Annotated in this window: 16 protein-coding genes; 8 read left to right on the forward strand and 8 right to left on the reverse strand. The window is 68.9% G+C overall.

All coding sequences use genetic code 11. From position 1 onward, the window contains the following. Positions 1 to 8: 8 nt before the first annotated feature. The 5 genes from ACFE7U_RS01715 to ACFE7U_RS01735 all read right to left on the reverse strand — a co-directional run bounded on the left by ACFE7U_RS01715 (position 9) and on the right by ACFE7U_RS01735 (position 4039). Positions 9 to 752 (reverse strand): ABC transporter ATP-binding protein, encoded by a 744-nt coding sequence (locus tag ACFE7U_RS01715; RefSeq protein WP_375407998.1) that lies wholly within the window; start codon positions 750 to 752, stop codon positions 9 to 11. Continuing rightward, positions 749 to 994 carry a hypothetical protein gene (locus ACFE7U_RS01720; protein ID WP_375407999.1) on the reverse strand — a complete coding sequence of 82 codons (246 nt, stop codon included), beginning with the start codon at positions 992 to 994 and terminating at the stop codon, positions 749 to 751. The genes ACFE7U_RS01715 and ACFE7U_RS01720 overlap by 4 nt, the downstream gene beginning before the upstream one ends. A gap of 14 nt (positions 995 to 1008) precedes the next feature. Further along, positions 1009 to 1440, reverse strand: coding sequence for a hypothetical protein (locus tag ACFE7U_RS01725; protein WP_375408000.1), 432 nt, complete (start codon positions 1438 to 1440; stop codon positions 1009 to 1011). Between the two features lie 210 nt (positions 1441 to 1650). After that, entirely contained in the window at positions 1651 to 2634 is a 984-nt protein-coding gene (locus ACFE7U_RS01730; RefSeq protein ID WP_375408001.1) for a YVTN family beta-propeller repeat protein, read from the reverse strand. A gap of 160 nt (positions 2635 to 2794) precedes the next feature. Then, a complete protein-coding gene (locus tag ACFE7U_RS01735; RefSeq protein WP_375408002.1) occupies positions 2795 to 4039 on the reverse strand; it encodes an ABC transporter substrate-binding protein in 1245 nt (414 codons plus the stop codon). Between the two features lie 230 nt (positions 4040 to 4269). Here ACFE7U_RS01735 and ACFE7U_RS01740 point away from each other — a divergent pair, with 230 nt between their 5' ends. The 7 genes from ACFE7U_RS01740 (at position 4270) to ACFE7U_RS01770 (ending at position 9888) form a co-directional block, all read left to right on the forward strand. After that, positions 4270 to 4785 (forward strand): DUF3280 domain-containing protein, encoded by a 516-nt coding sequence (locus ACFE7U_RS01740; protein WP_375408003.1) that lies wholly within the window; start codon positions 4270 to 4272, stop codon positions 4783 to 4785. A gap of 212 nt (positions 4786 to 4997) precedes the next feature. Continuing rightward, positions 4998 to 5726 (forward strand): (5-formylfuran-3-yl)methyl phosphate synthase, encoded by a 729-nt coding sequence (locus ACFE7U_RS01745; RefSeq protein ID WP_375408004.1) that lies wholly within the window; start codon positions 4998 to 5000, stop codon positions 5724 to 5726. Then, a complete protein-coding gene (locus ACFE7U_RS01750) occupies positions 5716 to 6312 on the forward strand; it encodes a uridylate kinase (RefSeq protein WP_375408005.1) in 597 nt (198 codons plus the stop codon). The genes ACFE7U_RS01745 and ACFE7U_RS01750 overlap by 11 nt, the downstream gene beginning before the upstream one ends. Further along, entirely contained in the window at positions 6309 to 7778 is a 1470-nt protein-coding gene (locus tag ACFE7U_RS01755; RefSeq protein WP_375408006.1) for a DUF6513 domain-containing protein, read from the forward strand. The genes ACFE7U_RS01750 and ACFE7U_RS01755 overlap by 4 nt, the downstream gene beginning before the upstream one ends. Positions 7779 to 7782: 4 nt before the next feature. After that, a complete protein-coding gene (locus ACFE7U_RS01760; RefSeq protein ID WP_375408007.1) occupies positions 7783 to 8379 on the forward strand; it encodes a DUF447 domain-containing protein in 597 nt (198 codons plus the stop codon). A 22-nt stretch (positions 8380 to 8401) separates the two neighbouring features. Next, positions 8402 to 8932, forward strand: a complete 531-nt coding sequence (locus ACFE7U_RS01765) for an SRPBCC family protein (RefSeq protein WP_375408008.1) — start codon at positions 8402 to 8404, stop codon at positions 8930 to 8932. Next, entirely contained in the window at positions 8929 to 9888 is a 960-nt protein-coding gene (locus ACFE7U_RS01770; RefSeq protein WP_375408009.1) for a YncE family protein, read from the forward strand. The genes ACFE7U_RS01765 and ACFE7U_RS01770 overlap by 4 nt, the downstream gene beginning before the upstream one ends. Before the next feature lie 109 nt (positions 9889 to 9997). Here the strand turns inward: ACFE7U_RS01770 and ACFE7U_RS01775 are convergent, their stop codons facing one another. Together ACFE7U_RS01775 and ACFE7U_RS01780 are read right to left on the reverse strand one after the other, a co-directional pair. Beyond that, on the reverse strand, positions 9998 to 10198 hold the full coding sequence (locus ACFE7U_RS01775) for a hypothetical protein (protein ID WP_375408010.1): 201 nt from the start codon (positions 10196 to 10198) through the stop codon (positions 9998 to 10000). A 17-nt stretch (positions 10199 to 10215) separates the two neighbouring features. Then, a complete protein-coding gene (locus ACFE7U_RS01780; RefSeq protein WP_375408039.1) occupies positions 10216 to 11274 on the reverse strand; it encodes a hydantoinase/oxoprolinase family protein in 1059 nt (352 codons plus the stop codon). Positions 11275 to 11318: 44 nt separating this feature from the next. On the opposite strand from ACFE7U_RS01780, the gene ACFE7U_RS01785 reads away from it, so the two are divergent. Beyond that, positions 11319 to 12020 (forward strand): HisA/HisF-related TIM barrel protein, encoded by a 702-nt coding sequence (locus tag ACFE7U_RS01785; RefSeq protein WP_375408011.1) that lies wholly within the window; start codon positions 11319 to 11321, stop codon positions 12018 to 12020. A gap of 135 nt (positions 12021 to 12155) precedes the next feature. Here ACFE7U_RS01785 and fae read toward each other — a convergent pair whose 3' ends face one another. Then, the gene (gene fae, locus ACFE7U_RS01790) at positions 12156 to 12668 is read right to left on the reverse strand and encodes a formaldehyde-activating enzyme (protein ID WP_375408012.1); all 513 of its coding nucleotides are present in this window, start codon (positions 12666 to 12668) and stop codon (positions 12156 to 12158) included. Between the last annotated feature and the right edge of the window lie 199 nt (positions 12669 to 12867).

Raw genomic sequence — 12867 nt, forward strand, 5'->3', positions numbered from 1 at the left:
CGGTGTCGTCATGCGGCCTGCTTCGGCTGGTCTGCCACGAGGCGCCGGAACGCCGCCTCCAGGGTCTCGCCGGCCTCGGCGATGCCGCCGGCGGTGCCGCGGGCCACGATGCGGCCCTTGTGCAGCACGACGGCGTCGTCGTTGCCATCGATCTCCTCGAAGATATGCGTCGCCCAGAGGACCGACAGCCCCTCCTCGCGCACCAGCGATCGGACGATGGCGACGATGTCGGCGCGCGACTCGAGGTCGAGGCCGACTGTGGGCTCGTCCAGCAGCAGCAGGCGCGGCTCGTGGATCAGGGAGCGGGCGATCTCGATGCGGCGCGACTGGCCCCCCGACAGGGTCCGGATCTTGTCGGCCCGCCGGTCGCTGAGCCCGACCCGATCGAGGAGCACGGCGATCCGGGCCTTGGCCGCCCGGCGGGCGATCCCGTGCAGGCTGGCGTGGTAGAGGAGGTTCTGCTCGACGGTGAGATCGGTGTCGAGGGTGCGGGCCTGGAACACCACGCCCATGCGGGCGAGCGCCCGGGAGGGCTCGCGGTCGAGCCCGTGGCCGAAGATCGCGACCCGGCCGTCCTGATTGGCGTAAAGGCGGGTGATCACCGAGAACAGGGTGGTCTTGCCCGCTCCGTTGGGTCCGAGCAGTGCCACGAACCGGCCTCGCCCTACGTTGAGCGAGACGTCGGAGAGCGCCGCCCGGCTGCCGAAGCGGTGGCTGACCTGCGCGATCTCGAGGGCGGGCGTCTCGCTCACTTGCCCATGGCCCGCTTCGCGTCGCCGACCGCATCGAGGCACTCGTCGAACTCGCCCTCGCCCTGCTCGCGCTTGGCCGCCTTCAGGGCTTTCTTGAGCTTGGGCAGGGCTGTCTCGGACGGTTTGGCGGCGAGCGCCGTCTCGATCATGGCGATGCCGTCCGCGCAATCGGCCTTCTCGTCGGCGAGAGCGGGGATTGCCGAGATGGCGAGGACCACGATGGCGTAGCGGATGAGACGCATGCAGGGACTCCGGGCTACTTGACGATGAACTTGCCGGCCATGCCCTTGGCCTCGAGGCCGCGGACCGTCCAAGGATATTCGCCGGGCTTGATCGCCACGAACTCGACGGCGATCTCGCCAGGCTCGTCGAACTCGAAATGATCCGGCGGCCCGCCGCCGTGGATCTCCAGGTGCTGGATCACGATCTGGTTGAGCCAGACGTAGCGGAAGAACTCGGGCGCGTAGAACTTGTACTCCTGCCGGCCCTTGGCGACGATGCGCAGGCGGTAGGCACGCCCCGCTTCGAGCTCAATGTCCTTGTTCTCGACGACGAAGTCGTTGCCCTCATCGTTGCCGAGCACGACGTCGGGGAGATTCTGGCGCTTCTTGGTGAGGTCGAGGGCATAGGCCGGCGCTGCAGCCAGCAGGGCTGCGAGGCCGAGCGAGGCCATCCGTATCGGTCGCATGATCGTGTCATCCTCCCATGCGCCGCCTTGTGGCGGTCGCGATTGGTGTCGGGTGGTTATCTCTAATCCCCTTCGTCATTCCGGGGCTGCGTAGCAGAGCCCGGAACCCAGATCCGCAGGTCGCGGTCATCCCGGCGCCGTCCGTGCGTCTGGGTTCCGGGCTCGCCTAAGGCGCCCCGGAATGACGAGGTTCGTTCTTCATGGAGAAAATCAGTTCGGCGAACTCGCCACCCCCCAGGGAAGCAGCCCTACCGGAATGCTCTTGACCACCTTACCGGCCTCCACGTCCACCACCGAGACGTCGTTCGAGGAGCCGTTCGTGGAGAACAGGAGCTTCTGGTCCGGCGTGAAGGCGAGCTGCCAGACCCGCTGGCCGACGGGCAGGTACTTCTCGACCTCGTAGGTCTTTGCGTTGATCACCGCGATGCGGTTGGCGGGACCGAGTGCCACGAAGGCCTTCGCGCCGTCCCGGGTGATGCGCACGCCCACGGGCTGGATCGCCTCGTCGGTGACGCTCGGGATCTTGAAGCTGATCTTCTTCACCACCCGCCGGGTCGCGACATCGATGATGCTGATGGTGCCGCCGACCTCCGCCGACACCCAGAGGAACTTGCCGTCCGCGGTGAACTCGGCGAAGCGCGGCCGGGCGTCGACGAGCACGTTGTCGATGATCTGATGCGTGGTCGTGTCGATGAAATGGGCCATGTTGGTAGTCTCGGACGTGTTGACCAGGATCTTGCCGTCCGGCGACAGGCCCATGCCCTCCGGCTCGACGCCCACGGGGATCTCCGCCAGCACCTTGTTCTTCTCGATGTCGATGATCGTGACCTGGCTGTCGTCCTCGTTGGCGACGTAGAGCGGGTTGCCGTCCGGTCCGAGGATGAACTGCTCCGGATCGGGGCCCGAGCGCAGCGAGCGCAGGGTCTTGCCCGTGGCGGTGTCGAGGACGTCGATGCGGTCGTCGTCGCTGGCGCAGACGTAGAGCTCCTTGCCGTCCTTGCTCGCCGTGACGCCCCGGGGACGGCGGCCAACCTTCCAGGTCCCGGTGACGGTGAGCGTCGCCGTGTCGATGACGCTGACGGTGTTGCCCTTCTCGTTGGTGACGTAGACCGTGTAGGCCTCGGCCTGCCCCGACGATCCGAGCGTCAGCCCGGCGAGGGCGGCGAGCCCGATGCCGGCTCTCAAGCGGCTCATCCGTTTCTCCCTTGGCGAGGGCACGCTTGGGCGCGCCTGTTCTTGTCGATGTTGGTTGTAGGGCAGTTCCGTTGCGGAGACAGGCCCCGATCGTGGCAGGCACCCGATCCGCAACGCCGCAGTGCATCGCGCGTCGGCCGCGGCGCCGAGATGATCGGGATCATCGCAGCTTGCAGGCCGTCTCCGGCAGGTCGACCCCCAGCGTGTCGAGAGGCGTGCGCTGGTGGATGAAGCCCTGCTCGGGCGCCACCGTCACCATCGCCTTGGCCTGCGCCACCACGATCGGCTGGCGCAACTGGTGGTCCCAGGGGCGATAGCTCAGCGACACGCCCTTGTAGGCCGGCAGGCCGAAGGTGGGATCGCTGAAGTAGGGCACCAGCACCACCGGGTCCGCGGTCTTCTTCTGCGTGGCCGCTTCTCCCACCGTGCGGATCGCCGCCCAGACCTGGTAGTCGAGGGGCCGCATCAACCGGCCCGCCATTCGCCGGAACCGGTTCTGCGCTTGGGCGGCGCCCCAGGTCTCCAGAGTCGGGTGCCAGGTCGTGGCGATCAGCCCCTGCGTGCCCGCCACCGGACGCGGGTCGACGGTCCGGAACGGGACGTAGTCGCCCCAGTCGTTGGCCTCGTCGGCCACGATGGCGAAGTCGTAGTCGACCCCGCGGGTGAACACCATCGCCTCGGAGCGGGTCGGCGTGTCGCCGCGCGCCCGCGCCAAGGGGCCGAAGGTCCAAGGCTTCTCGGCGTTGAGCTTGAGCGAGAACTTCTTGGCCGAGTTGCGGAAGGCATCGGCATAGAGCCGGTCGGCGTCGTTGGGCCCGACGATGAGGAACATCTTGCGCCAGCGCATCAGCGTGAAGAACTGCGCCAGGGCGTCGGTCTGCATCGCCCGGCTCGGGATCACGTGGAACACGTTGGCACGGCATTCCGCCCCGCGCAGGCTGTCGTCGGGGGCGGCGGTGTTGAAGACCGTGACCCCCTGTGCCTTCAGGGCATCGGCCACCGCCAGGACCTCGGCCGCGGGCAGGGCCAGGACCAGGTATTTTATTCCGCGGCCCGCGAGATCCTTGGCCGACGCAACGGCCGCATCGACACCTTGCTGGGTCGTGAGGGCGATCTCGTCGAGGGCGTAGGTCTGGCCGGTGAAGCGACCCGTCGTGTTGTTGTCGCGGATCGCCATGCGCCCGCCGGCCACGCCCTCGTCCTCGGGCACCGCTTCGGCGTCGTAGGAGGCCGGCGCGGGCTGGGGCCGGTAGATCAGGCCGATCTGGGTATCGCCCGGCTTCGCCGGTGGCGCGGGCGTCGCGCTCTGTGCCGTGGTTTCCTGGCCCGTGACCGGGGCCGGGACGAGCCCCGGTGCGACGGCGGCGAGGAGAAGAGCGAGAAAGGATCGGGATGGGGCGATCATGCGGGCGGCACGCTAACAACATTGTGCGCGCGCGCTCAACGGCGGATGCATAAGCGAATGCTAAGACTCGATCGCCGCGTTCCTATCGCCGGGACCCCGGCGATGCCCGGCTTGCTGCCTCCGTTGCAGCGAGCCCCGCAGGAGCCACCTGTCCGTGATCGGCCGCCGATGATAGGCAAGGCGCGACAGGCAAGAAACGACAGGCAAGAAACAGAGAAGCAGGAGACGCCATGACCCCCAGCCCCACCCTCCTCGCCCCCCTGTTCGGCTTGGCGCTGATGCTGCCCGGGGCCGCCCTGGCCGCGCCCGAGAAGGCGGCGATCTTCGGCATCGAGCTCAACGATCCGGGCGTCGTCGGCGGCCGCAAGGCCCGGCCGGACGAGGTCCGCCGCCTCGGACTCGTCACCGACGAGCTGCGCAAGGCCCTCTCCGCCAGCGTTGAGCCCGTCGAGACCGCACCGCAGGCGGCCGAGATCGTCAAGCAGGCTCCCCTGTTCAAGTGCGAGGGTTGCGCGGCCTCGATTGCCAAGGCCCTCGGCGCGGACCTCGCCGTCACGGGCTACGTCGACAAGGGCTCCAACCAGATCTTCAACCTCAACGTCGCGATCTCTGACGCCGCCACCGGCAAGGTGATCCGCGCCGGGCAAGCCGTAATCCGCGCCGATACCGACGAAACCTGGGCCCACGCCATGCGCTGGGTCGTCAAGAACCGCCTCCTGGCCGAGCCGCTGCCGAACCGGTCGTAAGGGTGGGGACGGCGGGGATGTGATATTCTCGGCTCGTTCGGTGTAGCGCCTCTCCTCCCCCTTGCGGGGAGGAGTGGGGAGGTTCCGCTGGCCTCGACTGATGGTCACCCGGCCAACCCCTAACCCCCTCCTCACAAGGGGGAGGGGCGTGCGTTCAGGTTGAACCAACCACATTGATCAATCGCATCTCGTATGAGCATTCACGTTCCACCATGAGCCGGCTTGAAACCCCTTATCCTATCCAAACTGCCCCCCGCTTTCTCGTGAGCGTGCGCAACGTATTGGAAGCGGAAAGCGCCTGCCTGTCCGAAGCCGACCTCGTCGACGCCAAGGACCCTGCCCTCGGCGCCCTCGGCGCTCTCGACGTTGGGCTCGTCCGAGCGATGGTGGCGCAGGTCGCCGGCCGGAAGGCCACCAGCGCCGTGGCCGGCGAGCCGAAGGATGCACGAGACCTCGCGGCGCGCGTCGCTGCCATGGCCGCGACGGGAGTCGATTACGTGAAGGTGGCGCTGCCGCCTGCGCTGCGCGCCGACCCGGCGGCCCTCGTAGCGGCGGCGGGAGAAGCACCTGGCAGACTCATCGCCGTCCTGTTCGCCGAGGATGGGGTCGATCTGCCCGCCCTGCCCCGCCTGGCGGAGGCCGGCTTCGTCGGCGCTATGATCGATACCGGGGCTAAGAACGGGCGCCGCCTCACCGACTGGATCACCCCCGACGACCTCGCCGCCTTCACCACCGCTTGCCGGGCGCAGGGCCTGATCTCCGGCCTTGCCGGCTCCCTGTGTCTTGCCGACATCCCTGCCCTGGCCGGCCTCGGCGCCGGTTATCTCGGGTTTCGCGGCGGGCTCTGCCTAGGCGGCGACCGAAGGGCCGCTCTCGACCCGAAGCGGGTCGCCGAGGCCGCCCGAACCTTGCGCGCAGCGGGCCGCCGCGATGCCGCCTGAGACCCGCCCTCCCCTGACCGTGGTCAAGGTCGGCGGCAGCCTTCTCGCCGACCCCGATCGAGTGAGATCCGTCCTCGGCGGACTCGCTTACGGGATCGAAGGCACCTGCATCGTCGTTCCGGGCGGCGGTCCCTTCGCCGATGCGGTGCGAACGGCGCAGGCCGTCGAGGGTTTCGGTGACGCCGAGGCTCACCGCCTCGCCCTCGACGCGATGGGCCGCATGGCGGCGCGTTTCGCGACCCTTGAACCCCGGCTCGTGATCGCCCGCACGCTGGATGAGTGCCGTCGCTTGCTCAGCGAAGGCTGCACGCCGGTCTGGGACCCTGTGATGCTTCGCGCCGGCCATCCCGATATCGCGGAATCCTGGGACGTCACCTCCGACAGCCTCGCCGTCTGGCTCGCGCAAGCGGTAGGGGCCGAGGCCTGCATCCTGGTGAAATCCGCCGACCGACCGCCGGGGACCACCCTCGACGACCTTTCGGCCCGGGGCCTCGTCGACGCCGCCTTCCCGGCCTTCGCCCGCGACTTCGCCGGCCGGATCGAGATCCGCGGTCCCGCTCTCGCCACCTCGCGGCGGGCCGCATGAGCGCGCCCGAACACCTCGTCTTCATCACCGGCAAGATGGCGAAGGCGCGTCTCGAGAAAGTCGCCGCCACCCTGCCGCCGGAGCGCTTCGCCTGGAGCATCGCGGATGCCGGGGTGAAGGTCGCCGCCCTGATGACCGAGGACATCATCCGCCGCCGGGTCACGATGCCCGAGGGCGCCACCCGCATCGTCCTGCCCGGCCGCTGTCGCGCCAGCCCGGAGGCGCTGAGCCAGCATTTCGGCCTGCCCGTGGAGCGCGGCCCCGACGAGGTCGTGGACCTGCCGGCCTATCTGGGCCTCGCCGGGCGCACCCTCGACCTGTCGCGCCACGACTTGCGGATCTTCTCCGAGATCGTCGATTCGTCGACGATGACGCCCGACGAGATCCTGGCCAAGGGCCTCGATCTGGCTCGCCGCGGCGCCGACGTGATCGATCTCGGTGGGTTGCCCGATACGGATTTCCCCCATCTCGAGGAGAGCGTGCGCCTGCTCAAGGGCGCCGGACTCAGGGTCAGCGTCGATTCGTTTTCCCTCGACGAGCTGACCCGTGGCGCCAGGGCCGGGGCCGACTTCCTGCTCAGCCTCAACGAGGAGACCCTCGACCTCGCCTTCGAGACCGACGCGGTCCCGGTGCTGGTGCCGATGCGTCCCGACGACCTGCCTTCCCTCGACCGGGCGATCGAACGGATGGAGAAGGCGGGCAAGCCTTACATGGCCGACCCGATCCTGGAGCCGATCCATTTCGGCTTCGTCGCGTCGATCGCCCGCTATCACGAGACGCGCCGCCGTTGGCCCGGCATCGAGATGATGATGGGCACCGGCAACCTCACCGAGCTCACCGAGGCCGACAGCCTCGGCGTCACCGCGCTCCTCGTCGGGATGTGCTCGGAGTTGTCGATCCGCAACGTGCTCATCGTCCAGGTTTCGAACCACACCCGCCGCACGGTGGAGGAGCACGACGCCGCCCGCCGGGTCATGTTCGCCGCCAAGGGCGACGCCGCCCTGCCCAAGGGCTACGGCCGGGAGCTTCTGGCACTTCACGACAAGCGCCCTTTCGTGCAGACCCCGGACGAGATCGCCGCGCAGGCGGCCGAGATCCGCGACCCCAACTACCGCATCGCGGTGGCCGAGGACGGCGTCCACGTCTACAACCGCGCGATTCACGAGGTCGGCACCGACGCGATGGCGTTCTTCCCTCATCTCGACGTGGCGCAGGATGGCGGCCACGCCTTCTATCTCGGCGGCGAACTCACCAAGGCCGAGACCGCCTGGCGACTCGGCAAGCGCTACGTGCAGGACGAGCCCCTGCGCTGGGGTGTGGCCGCCGACGCCGTCGCCGAGGACAGCACCGCCTTCAAGGCCGAAGGCCCGACCCGCAAGGCCAATCCCACAGCAGGTACGGATGCTGCGGCGGTCGAGCCCGCGCGCATCGTCTGCGGCAAGCTCGTGCCGGCCGGGGAGACCTGAGCCGGTGCCTCTGATCCTCGAGACCGTCGTGACCACGCGCTCGGCCGAGGGCGGCGTCCACCTCGTACCGTTCGGTCTGATCGAGGACGGGAAGGACTGGATCCTCGCACCGTTCCGGCCCTCGCCGACGATCCTCAACCTCGACGCCAGTCCGTTCTTCGCAGCATCGAGCCCCCGCGACGTACGCGTGATCGCCGGCGCAGTCACCGGCCGGCGTGACTGGCGGACCGTGCCCTGTGACGTGATCCCCGGCGTCCGGCTGGCTGAGAGCTTCGGCCATGCCGAGTTCGAGGTGATCGCCGTGGAGGAGGACGAGACCCGCCCGCGCTACCGTGGGCGGAAGGTCCACTCAGCCTGCCATACCCCATTCATCGGCTACAACCGGGCGCAGGCGGCGGTGCTGGAGGCGGCGATCCTATCGACGCGCCTGCACATGCTGGACTCCGAGAAGATTCTGACCGAGATGCGCTACCACGCCATCGCGATATCCAAGACGGCCGGGCCTGCCGAGCGCGAGGCCTGGGACTGGATCGAGGACAAGGTCGCCGCTGCCCTTGGGCGGACGGACCGCGTCCTTGCAAACCCCGATGCCACGCCCTGATGCGCGGCCCTGAGGAGAACTCATGAGAGTCATGACGCTGGCCGCCGCGGCGGCGCTCGCCGCCCTGTCCTTCACGGCGCAGGCCCACGGCCCGACCCGCCAGAAGGTTTCGGAATCGATCGAGATCAATGCGCCCGCCGACAAGGTCTGGGCTGCGGTGGGCAACTTCCAGGATGCGGGCTGGATTCCCGTGGTCGAGAAGACCGAGGGCAACGGCGGCAACGAGCCGAAGGCCACCCGCGTGCTGACGCTCAAGGGCGGTCCCACGGTCGAAGAGGCGCTCGTCAAGCACGACCCCGACAAGAAGACCTTGGCGTACCGGATCACCAAGGTCGACGTGAAGACGCTGCCGGTGAACGACTATTCCTCGACGATCGAGGTCGAGGGTGACGGCGCCAAGACCAAGGTCACCTGGCGCGGCGCTTTCTACCGCGGCTACATGAACAACGATCCGCCGGCAGACCTCAACGACGAGGCCTCCAAGAAGGCAGTGCTGGGTCTCTACAAGGCCGGCCTCGAGAACCTGAAGGCGAAGGTCGAGAAGGGCTCGTGAGGCACGGGCGGGCAGCCCCTGCTGCCCTCGTCGCGCTGATCGCATTGATCGTTTTGGCCCCCGCCGCCCCGGCGGCGGAGGCCGTCGTGACCGTCCAGGGAGCCAACGCCGTCGAGGTGGTGGACCTCGACCAAGGCCGCGTCGTCGCCTCGATCCCGGTACCGGGCTCGCCCGCAGGCGTCGCGCTTTCGCCCGACAGGAACACCGCCTACGTCACCCGGCCGGACGGGCCGGGCGTCGCGGTGATCGATCTTTCCGCGCGCCGGGTGACGGGCCTCGTCCCCCTCCCCGGCGGTCCGCTCGGCATCGGCGTCAACCCGGTCTCCGGTGCGGTCTACGTCGCCGATTGGTACGCTGCCCGCGTGTTCGTCCTCGTGCCCAGGGACGGCGCCCTGATCCTCGACGGCGAGATCGCGGTCGGTGCCTCGCCGTCCGGCATCGCCGTCATCCCCGACGGCACACGGATGCTGGTGGCCAACCGCGAGGACGATTCGGTCTCTCTCGTCGACCTCGGTACGCGCCGCGAGACCGCCCGCATGAAGGTCGGCCATCACCCGTTCGGCCTCACCCTCGATGCGAACGGGAGTTATGCCTACACCGCCAACGTCACCGGCAACGACGTCTCGGTGATCGACGTCGCCGCCGGACGCGAGACCGCTCGGGTCAAGACGGGCGAACGCCCCTACGTCGTGGCGCTGGCGGGTGGGCGCGGCTTCGTCACCGACCAGTACGGGAACACCGTAACAGTGTTCGACGTCGCCACCCTGGCGCCCCTCAAGACCATCGACGTCGGTGACCATCCCGAGGGCATCGCGGCCTCGCCCGATGGCCGTCAGGTCTATGTGGCGAACTGGGGCTCGAACACGGTGAGCGTGATCGATGCCGGCGCGATGACCGTGATGCGGGAGATCAAGGTCGCCGATGGGCCGAGGGCGTTCGGGGATTTCGTACGCTAGCGCACCTTCTTGCCTGCCGATCGCTCCGATGCCGCACTTCCTCTCGCTCCGCTTGCGGGGAGAGAGCTGTGACGACCCGTCCGTCGGCGCAGCGAGGGCGAGGCGGCCGTCACGCCGCTTCCGGCGGCCCGTCCGTCTCCGCTTCGGCCGGCGAGTTCAGGATGTCCTCCAACTCGTCGATCAGCCTGTCGATCTGGTCCGGGGTCGCCAGGAGCTTGAGCGTCTGGCCGGCCTCCGTGGCGAAGGCGAGTTCGATGGTCTCGCCTGATCGGGAGGCAAGGACGCGGGCGAGTTTTTGCGTGAGGCTCATGCTGGTCTCCGATCGGATCAGGGCAAGGTCCGGGCCAGTGACCCGCTTCCGAGCAGCGCCACCGCGACCGCGGGGCCGCAGGTCGAGGCCCATTCGGTGCCGTCACTGGGCAGATGCGCCGAGATGAGATCGGTCAGCGCCACGGCGTCGCGGCCGAGGCGCCCGGCCAGGCGGTCGGCCAGGAAACGACCGGCGCCGCAGACCACGAGGGGCGCGTCGCCGGGCATGTCCGCGCGCGACAGGAGGAGGGCTGCCGCATCGTGCAACGCACGCAACTGTCCTTCCGCGAAATGCTCGGCCAGCGCCCGCCACTCGCCCGCACTGCCCTCGCCATGGTCGCGCCCGACGATGCGGGCGAGGCGGGTCTCGCTCTCAGGAATGGACTTGCCCTTGAGGTCGGCGCTGTCCTGCTGATCGGCGCTTTCGGGCAAGTCGCCGGTCAGGCGGTAGATGTCGGCGGTGGTGGCGAAATACTCCGCCATCAGGGCGGTGCGCCGGCCCTTGAACGGCGCATGGCGGCACAAGCCCAGCAGCGGCGTGCGGACGACGCCCGTATAGACGAGTTCCCCCGTCTCCAGGCGCTCGGCGTCGCTGTAGCCGGTGGCGGCCGGGCGTCCGTCGACGATGGGGATGAGGTCGGCTGTGGTCGAACCGATGTCGACGAGGAGAGCGGCCGTCCGGTGGCGGCCGACTAGCGCGGCGGTGGCGTGCCAATTCGCCGAAGCGATGTCGGCGGCGGCTCCCGGCGCGGCTTCCGTGCCAAAGAAGCCGGCGCGGCCGCCATAGATCGCGACAGTCCCCGTCAGACTGCGTGCGGCCCAGGCCGAGAGCTGCGCCACCCCGTCGGCCCTGTCTGCGAAACAGTCGGTGAGCTCGCCCGTCATGGTGACCGCGTGGCGGGCGCTGCTCCTGAACCTCTCCGGCAGGGTGGCGAAGGCGGCGTCGAGGGCGCCCACCCCTTCCCAGAGCCGGCACGGCGCCTGGACGACCTCGACGACTTGGGACTCTCGCATGAGGGCGGCCTTGACATGAACCCCCCCGAGATCCCAGCCGATCACCGGGGACGTCGCGGGCACGGATGGGTCTGGCACGGTTGGCGTCTCGAAAAAGGGCGGGGCGGATGGGACGGGAGTTTCAGGTCATCCCGGTGATCGATCTGCGCCACGGCGTCGTGGTGCGGGCACGAGCCGGAGACCGCGCCTCCTATGCCCCGATCGCGACGCCCTTGGCAAAGGGATCCGACCCCGCCGACATCGCCCGCGCCCTGATCGCGGCGACGGGGGCCGCGACGCTCTACGTCGCCGACCTCGACGCGATCATCGATGGTACGTCAACGGACCTGTCGAGCCTGGCGCGGATCGCGGCGGCCTGCCCGCAGACAAGGCTGTGGGTCGATGCCGGATTCTGCGACGCCCAGGGCGTCGCGACCTTCCTCGACGAAGGCTTGGGCCGCCCGGTGATTGGCAGCGAGAGCCAGACCGACGGGGCGCTCGTGGCGGCTCTGGGAGACCGGGCGGTGCTCTCCCTCGATACGAAGGGTGCGCAAGCGCTGGGGCCGGCCTCCCTCCACGACGATGCGCGGACGTGGCCGAACGAGGTCATCGTCATGACGCTGTCGAGCATCGGCACCGGCGCCGGCCCGGATCTGGCCCGTCTCGAAGGCCTCGTGGCGTCCCGTCCAGGCCGGAAATTCTACGCGGCCGGCGGCGTGCGCGGGCCGTCGGACGTGATGGCCCTGACCGCGGTCGGCGCGGCGGGTGCCCTGGTCGCGTCCGCGATTCACGACGGGACGCTTGGCAGGAACCCGTCGATGCGGCCCTGAGGCGATCGCCCAAAAGAATGGGGCGGCCGAAGCCGCCCCATGTTTCGTTCATCGTCCGAGGAAGATGGAAGCCAGTCGCTGGAGCAGGCCCCGCGGTACGGGCGGAGGCTCACTCTGCCCAGGACTGCCCCCGATCTAAGCGTTCGACGCGAAGGGGTGCGAGGCCGAGTTACGCTGCTCGGTGACGACGCGAGCGGTGGGCTCGCCCTTCACGGCGCGCTCGATCGAGAGCTTGACGGCGTCGTAGTTGTACTTCTGGATCTTGGCGTCGTCGGCCGCTTCCCAGTGGATGAACACGCCGACCAGGATGAACAGGTCGTCGGCTTCATCGGCCGGAATGGTGCCCTCGGCAACGCAATCCTGAACGGCCTTGGCGACGCCGTGCTGGGCGGGGCCGAACATCTGGACGGCCTGCCGGGCGTCGTTGATGGTGACCTTGTTGAACATCAGGGTGTTGGGCTTGCAGGGCAGGTTCGGCGCGATGACCGCGAGCAGGCTGGTGAAGCCGTGCTTGTTGTTCACGAGGCCGTTGCAGAAAGCGGTCTCGGCCGGCGAACCGCGCGGTCCGATGATGAGATCGATGTGGGCGACCTCGTTGCCGTCGCCGACGAGGGCCTCGCCGACCATAACCTTGTTGATCTTCGCCATGTGGGGTCTCTCCCAGGAGTCTTGAAAGATGTGGCCACACCCGGATTCGAGCGCGGCCGAAAGCCATCCTTGTTCACGGCGTCCAGCCCTGTTCGGGCCGGACCGGTTTGCCCGGATCGCGGCGCGGACCCTACTCTGGGCTCCTGCCGGGAACAACCCTGCCTACGGCTAAGATGGGGTTGAATTATCGCCGAGGCGG

The organism is uncultured Methylobacterium sp. (genome assembly GCF_964251405.1).
Classification (GTDB): Bacteria; Pseudomonadota; Alphaproteobacteria; order Rhizobiales; family Beijerinckiaceae; genus Methylobacterium.

Coding starts and splice junctions, on each gene's coding strand:
- ACFE7U_RS01720 (WP_375407999.1), bottom strand. CDS start 994: ATGCGTCTCATCCGCTACGCCATCGTGGTCCTCGCCATCTCGGCAATC.
- ACFE7U_RS01725 (WP_375408000.1), bottom strand. CDS start 1,440: ATGCGACCGATACGGATGGCCTCGCTCGGCCTCGCAGCCCTGCTGGCT.
- ACFE7U_RS01730 (WP_375408001.1), bottom strand. CDS start 2,634: ATGAGCCGCTTGAGAGCCGGCATCGGGCTCGCCGCCCTCGCCGGGCTG.
- ACFE7U_RS01735 (WP_375408002.1), bottom strand. CDS start 4,039: ATGATCGCCCCATCCCGATCCTTTCTCGCTCTTCTCCTCGCCGCCGTC.
- ACFE7U_RS01740 (WP_375408003.1), top strand. CDS start 4,270: ATGACCCCCAGCCCCACCCTCCTCGCCCCCCTGTTCGGCTTGGCGCTG.
- ACFE7U_RS01745 (WP_375408004.1), top strand. CDS start 4,998: ATGAGCCGGCTTGAAACCCCTTATCCTATCCAAACTGCCCCCCGCTTT.
- ACFE7U_RS01750 (WP_375408005.1), top strand. CDS start 5,716: ATGCCGCCTGAGACCCGCCCTCCCCTGACCGTGGTCAAGGTCGGCGGC.
- ACFE7U_RS01755 (WP_375408006.1), top strand. CDS start 6,309: ATGAGCGCGCCCGAACACCTCGTCTTCATCACCGGCAAGATGGCGAAG.
- ACFE7U_RS01765 (WP_375408008.1), top strand. CDS start 8,402: ATGAGAGTCATGACGCTGGCCGCCGCGGCGGCGCTCGCCGCCCTGTCC.
- ACFE7U_RS01775 (WP_375408010.1), bottom strand. CDS start 10,198: ATGAGCCTCACGCAAAAACTCGCCCGCGTCCTTGCCTCCCGATCAGGC.
- ACFE7U_RS01785 (WP_375408011.1), top strand. CDS start 11,319: ATGGGACGGGAGTTTCAGGTCATCCCGGTGATCGATCTGCGCCACGGC.
- fae (WP_375408012.1), bottom strand. CDS start 12,668: ATGGCGAAGATCAACAAGGTTATGGTCGGCGAGGCCCTCGTCGGCGAC.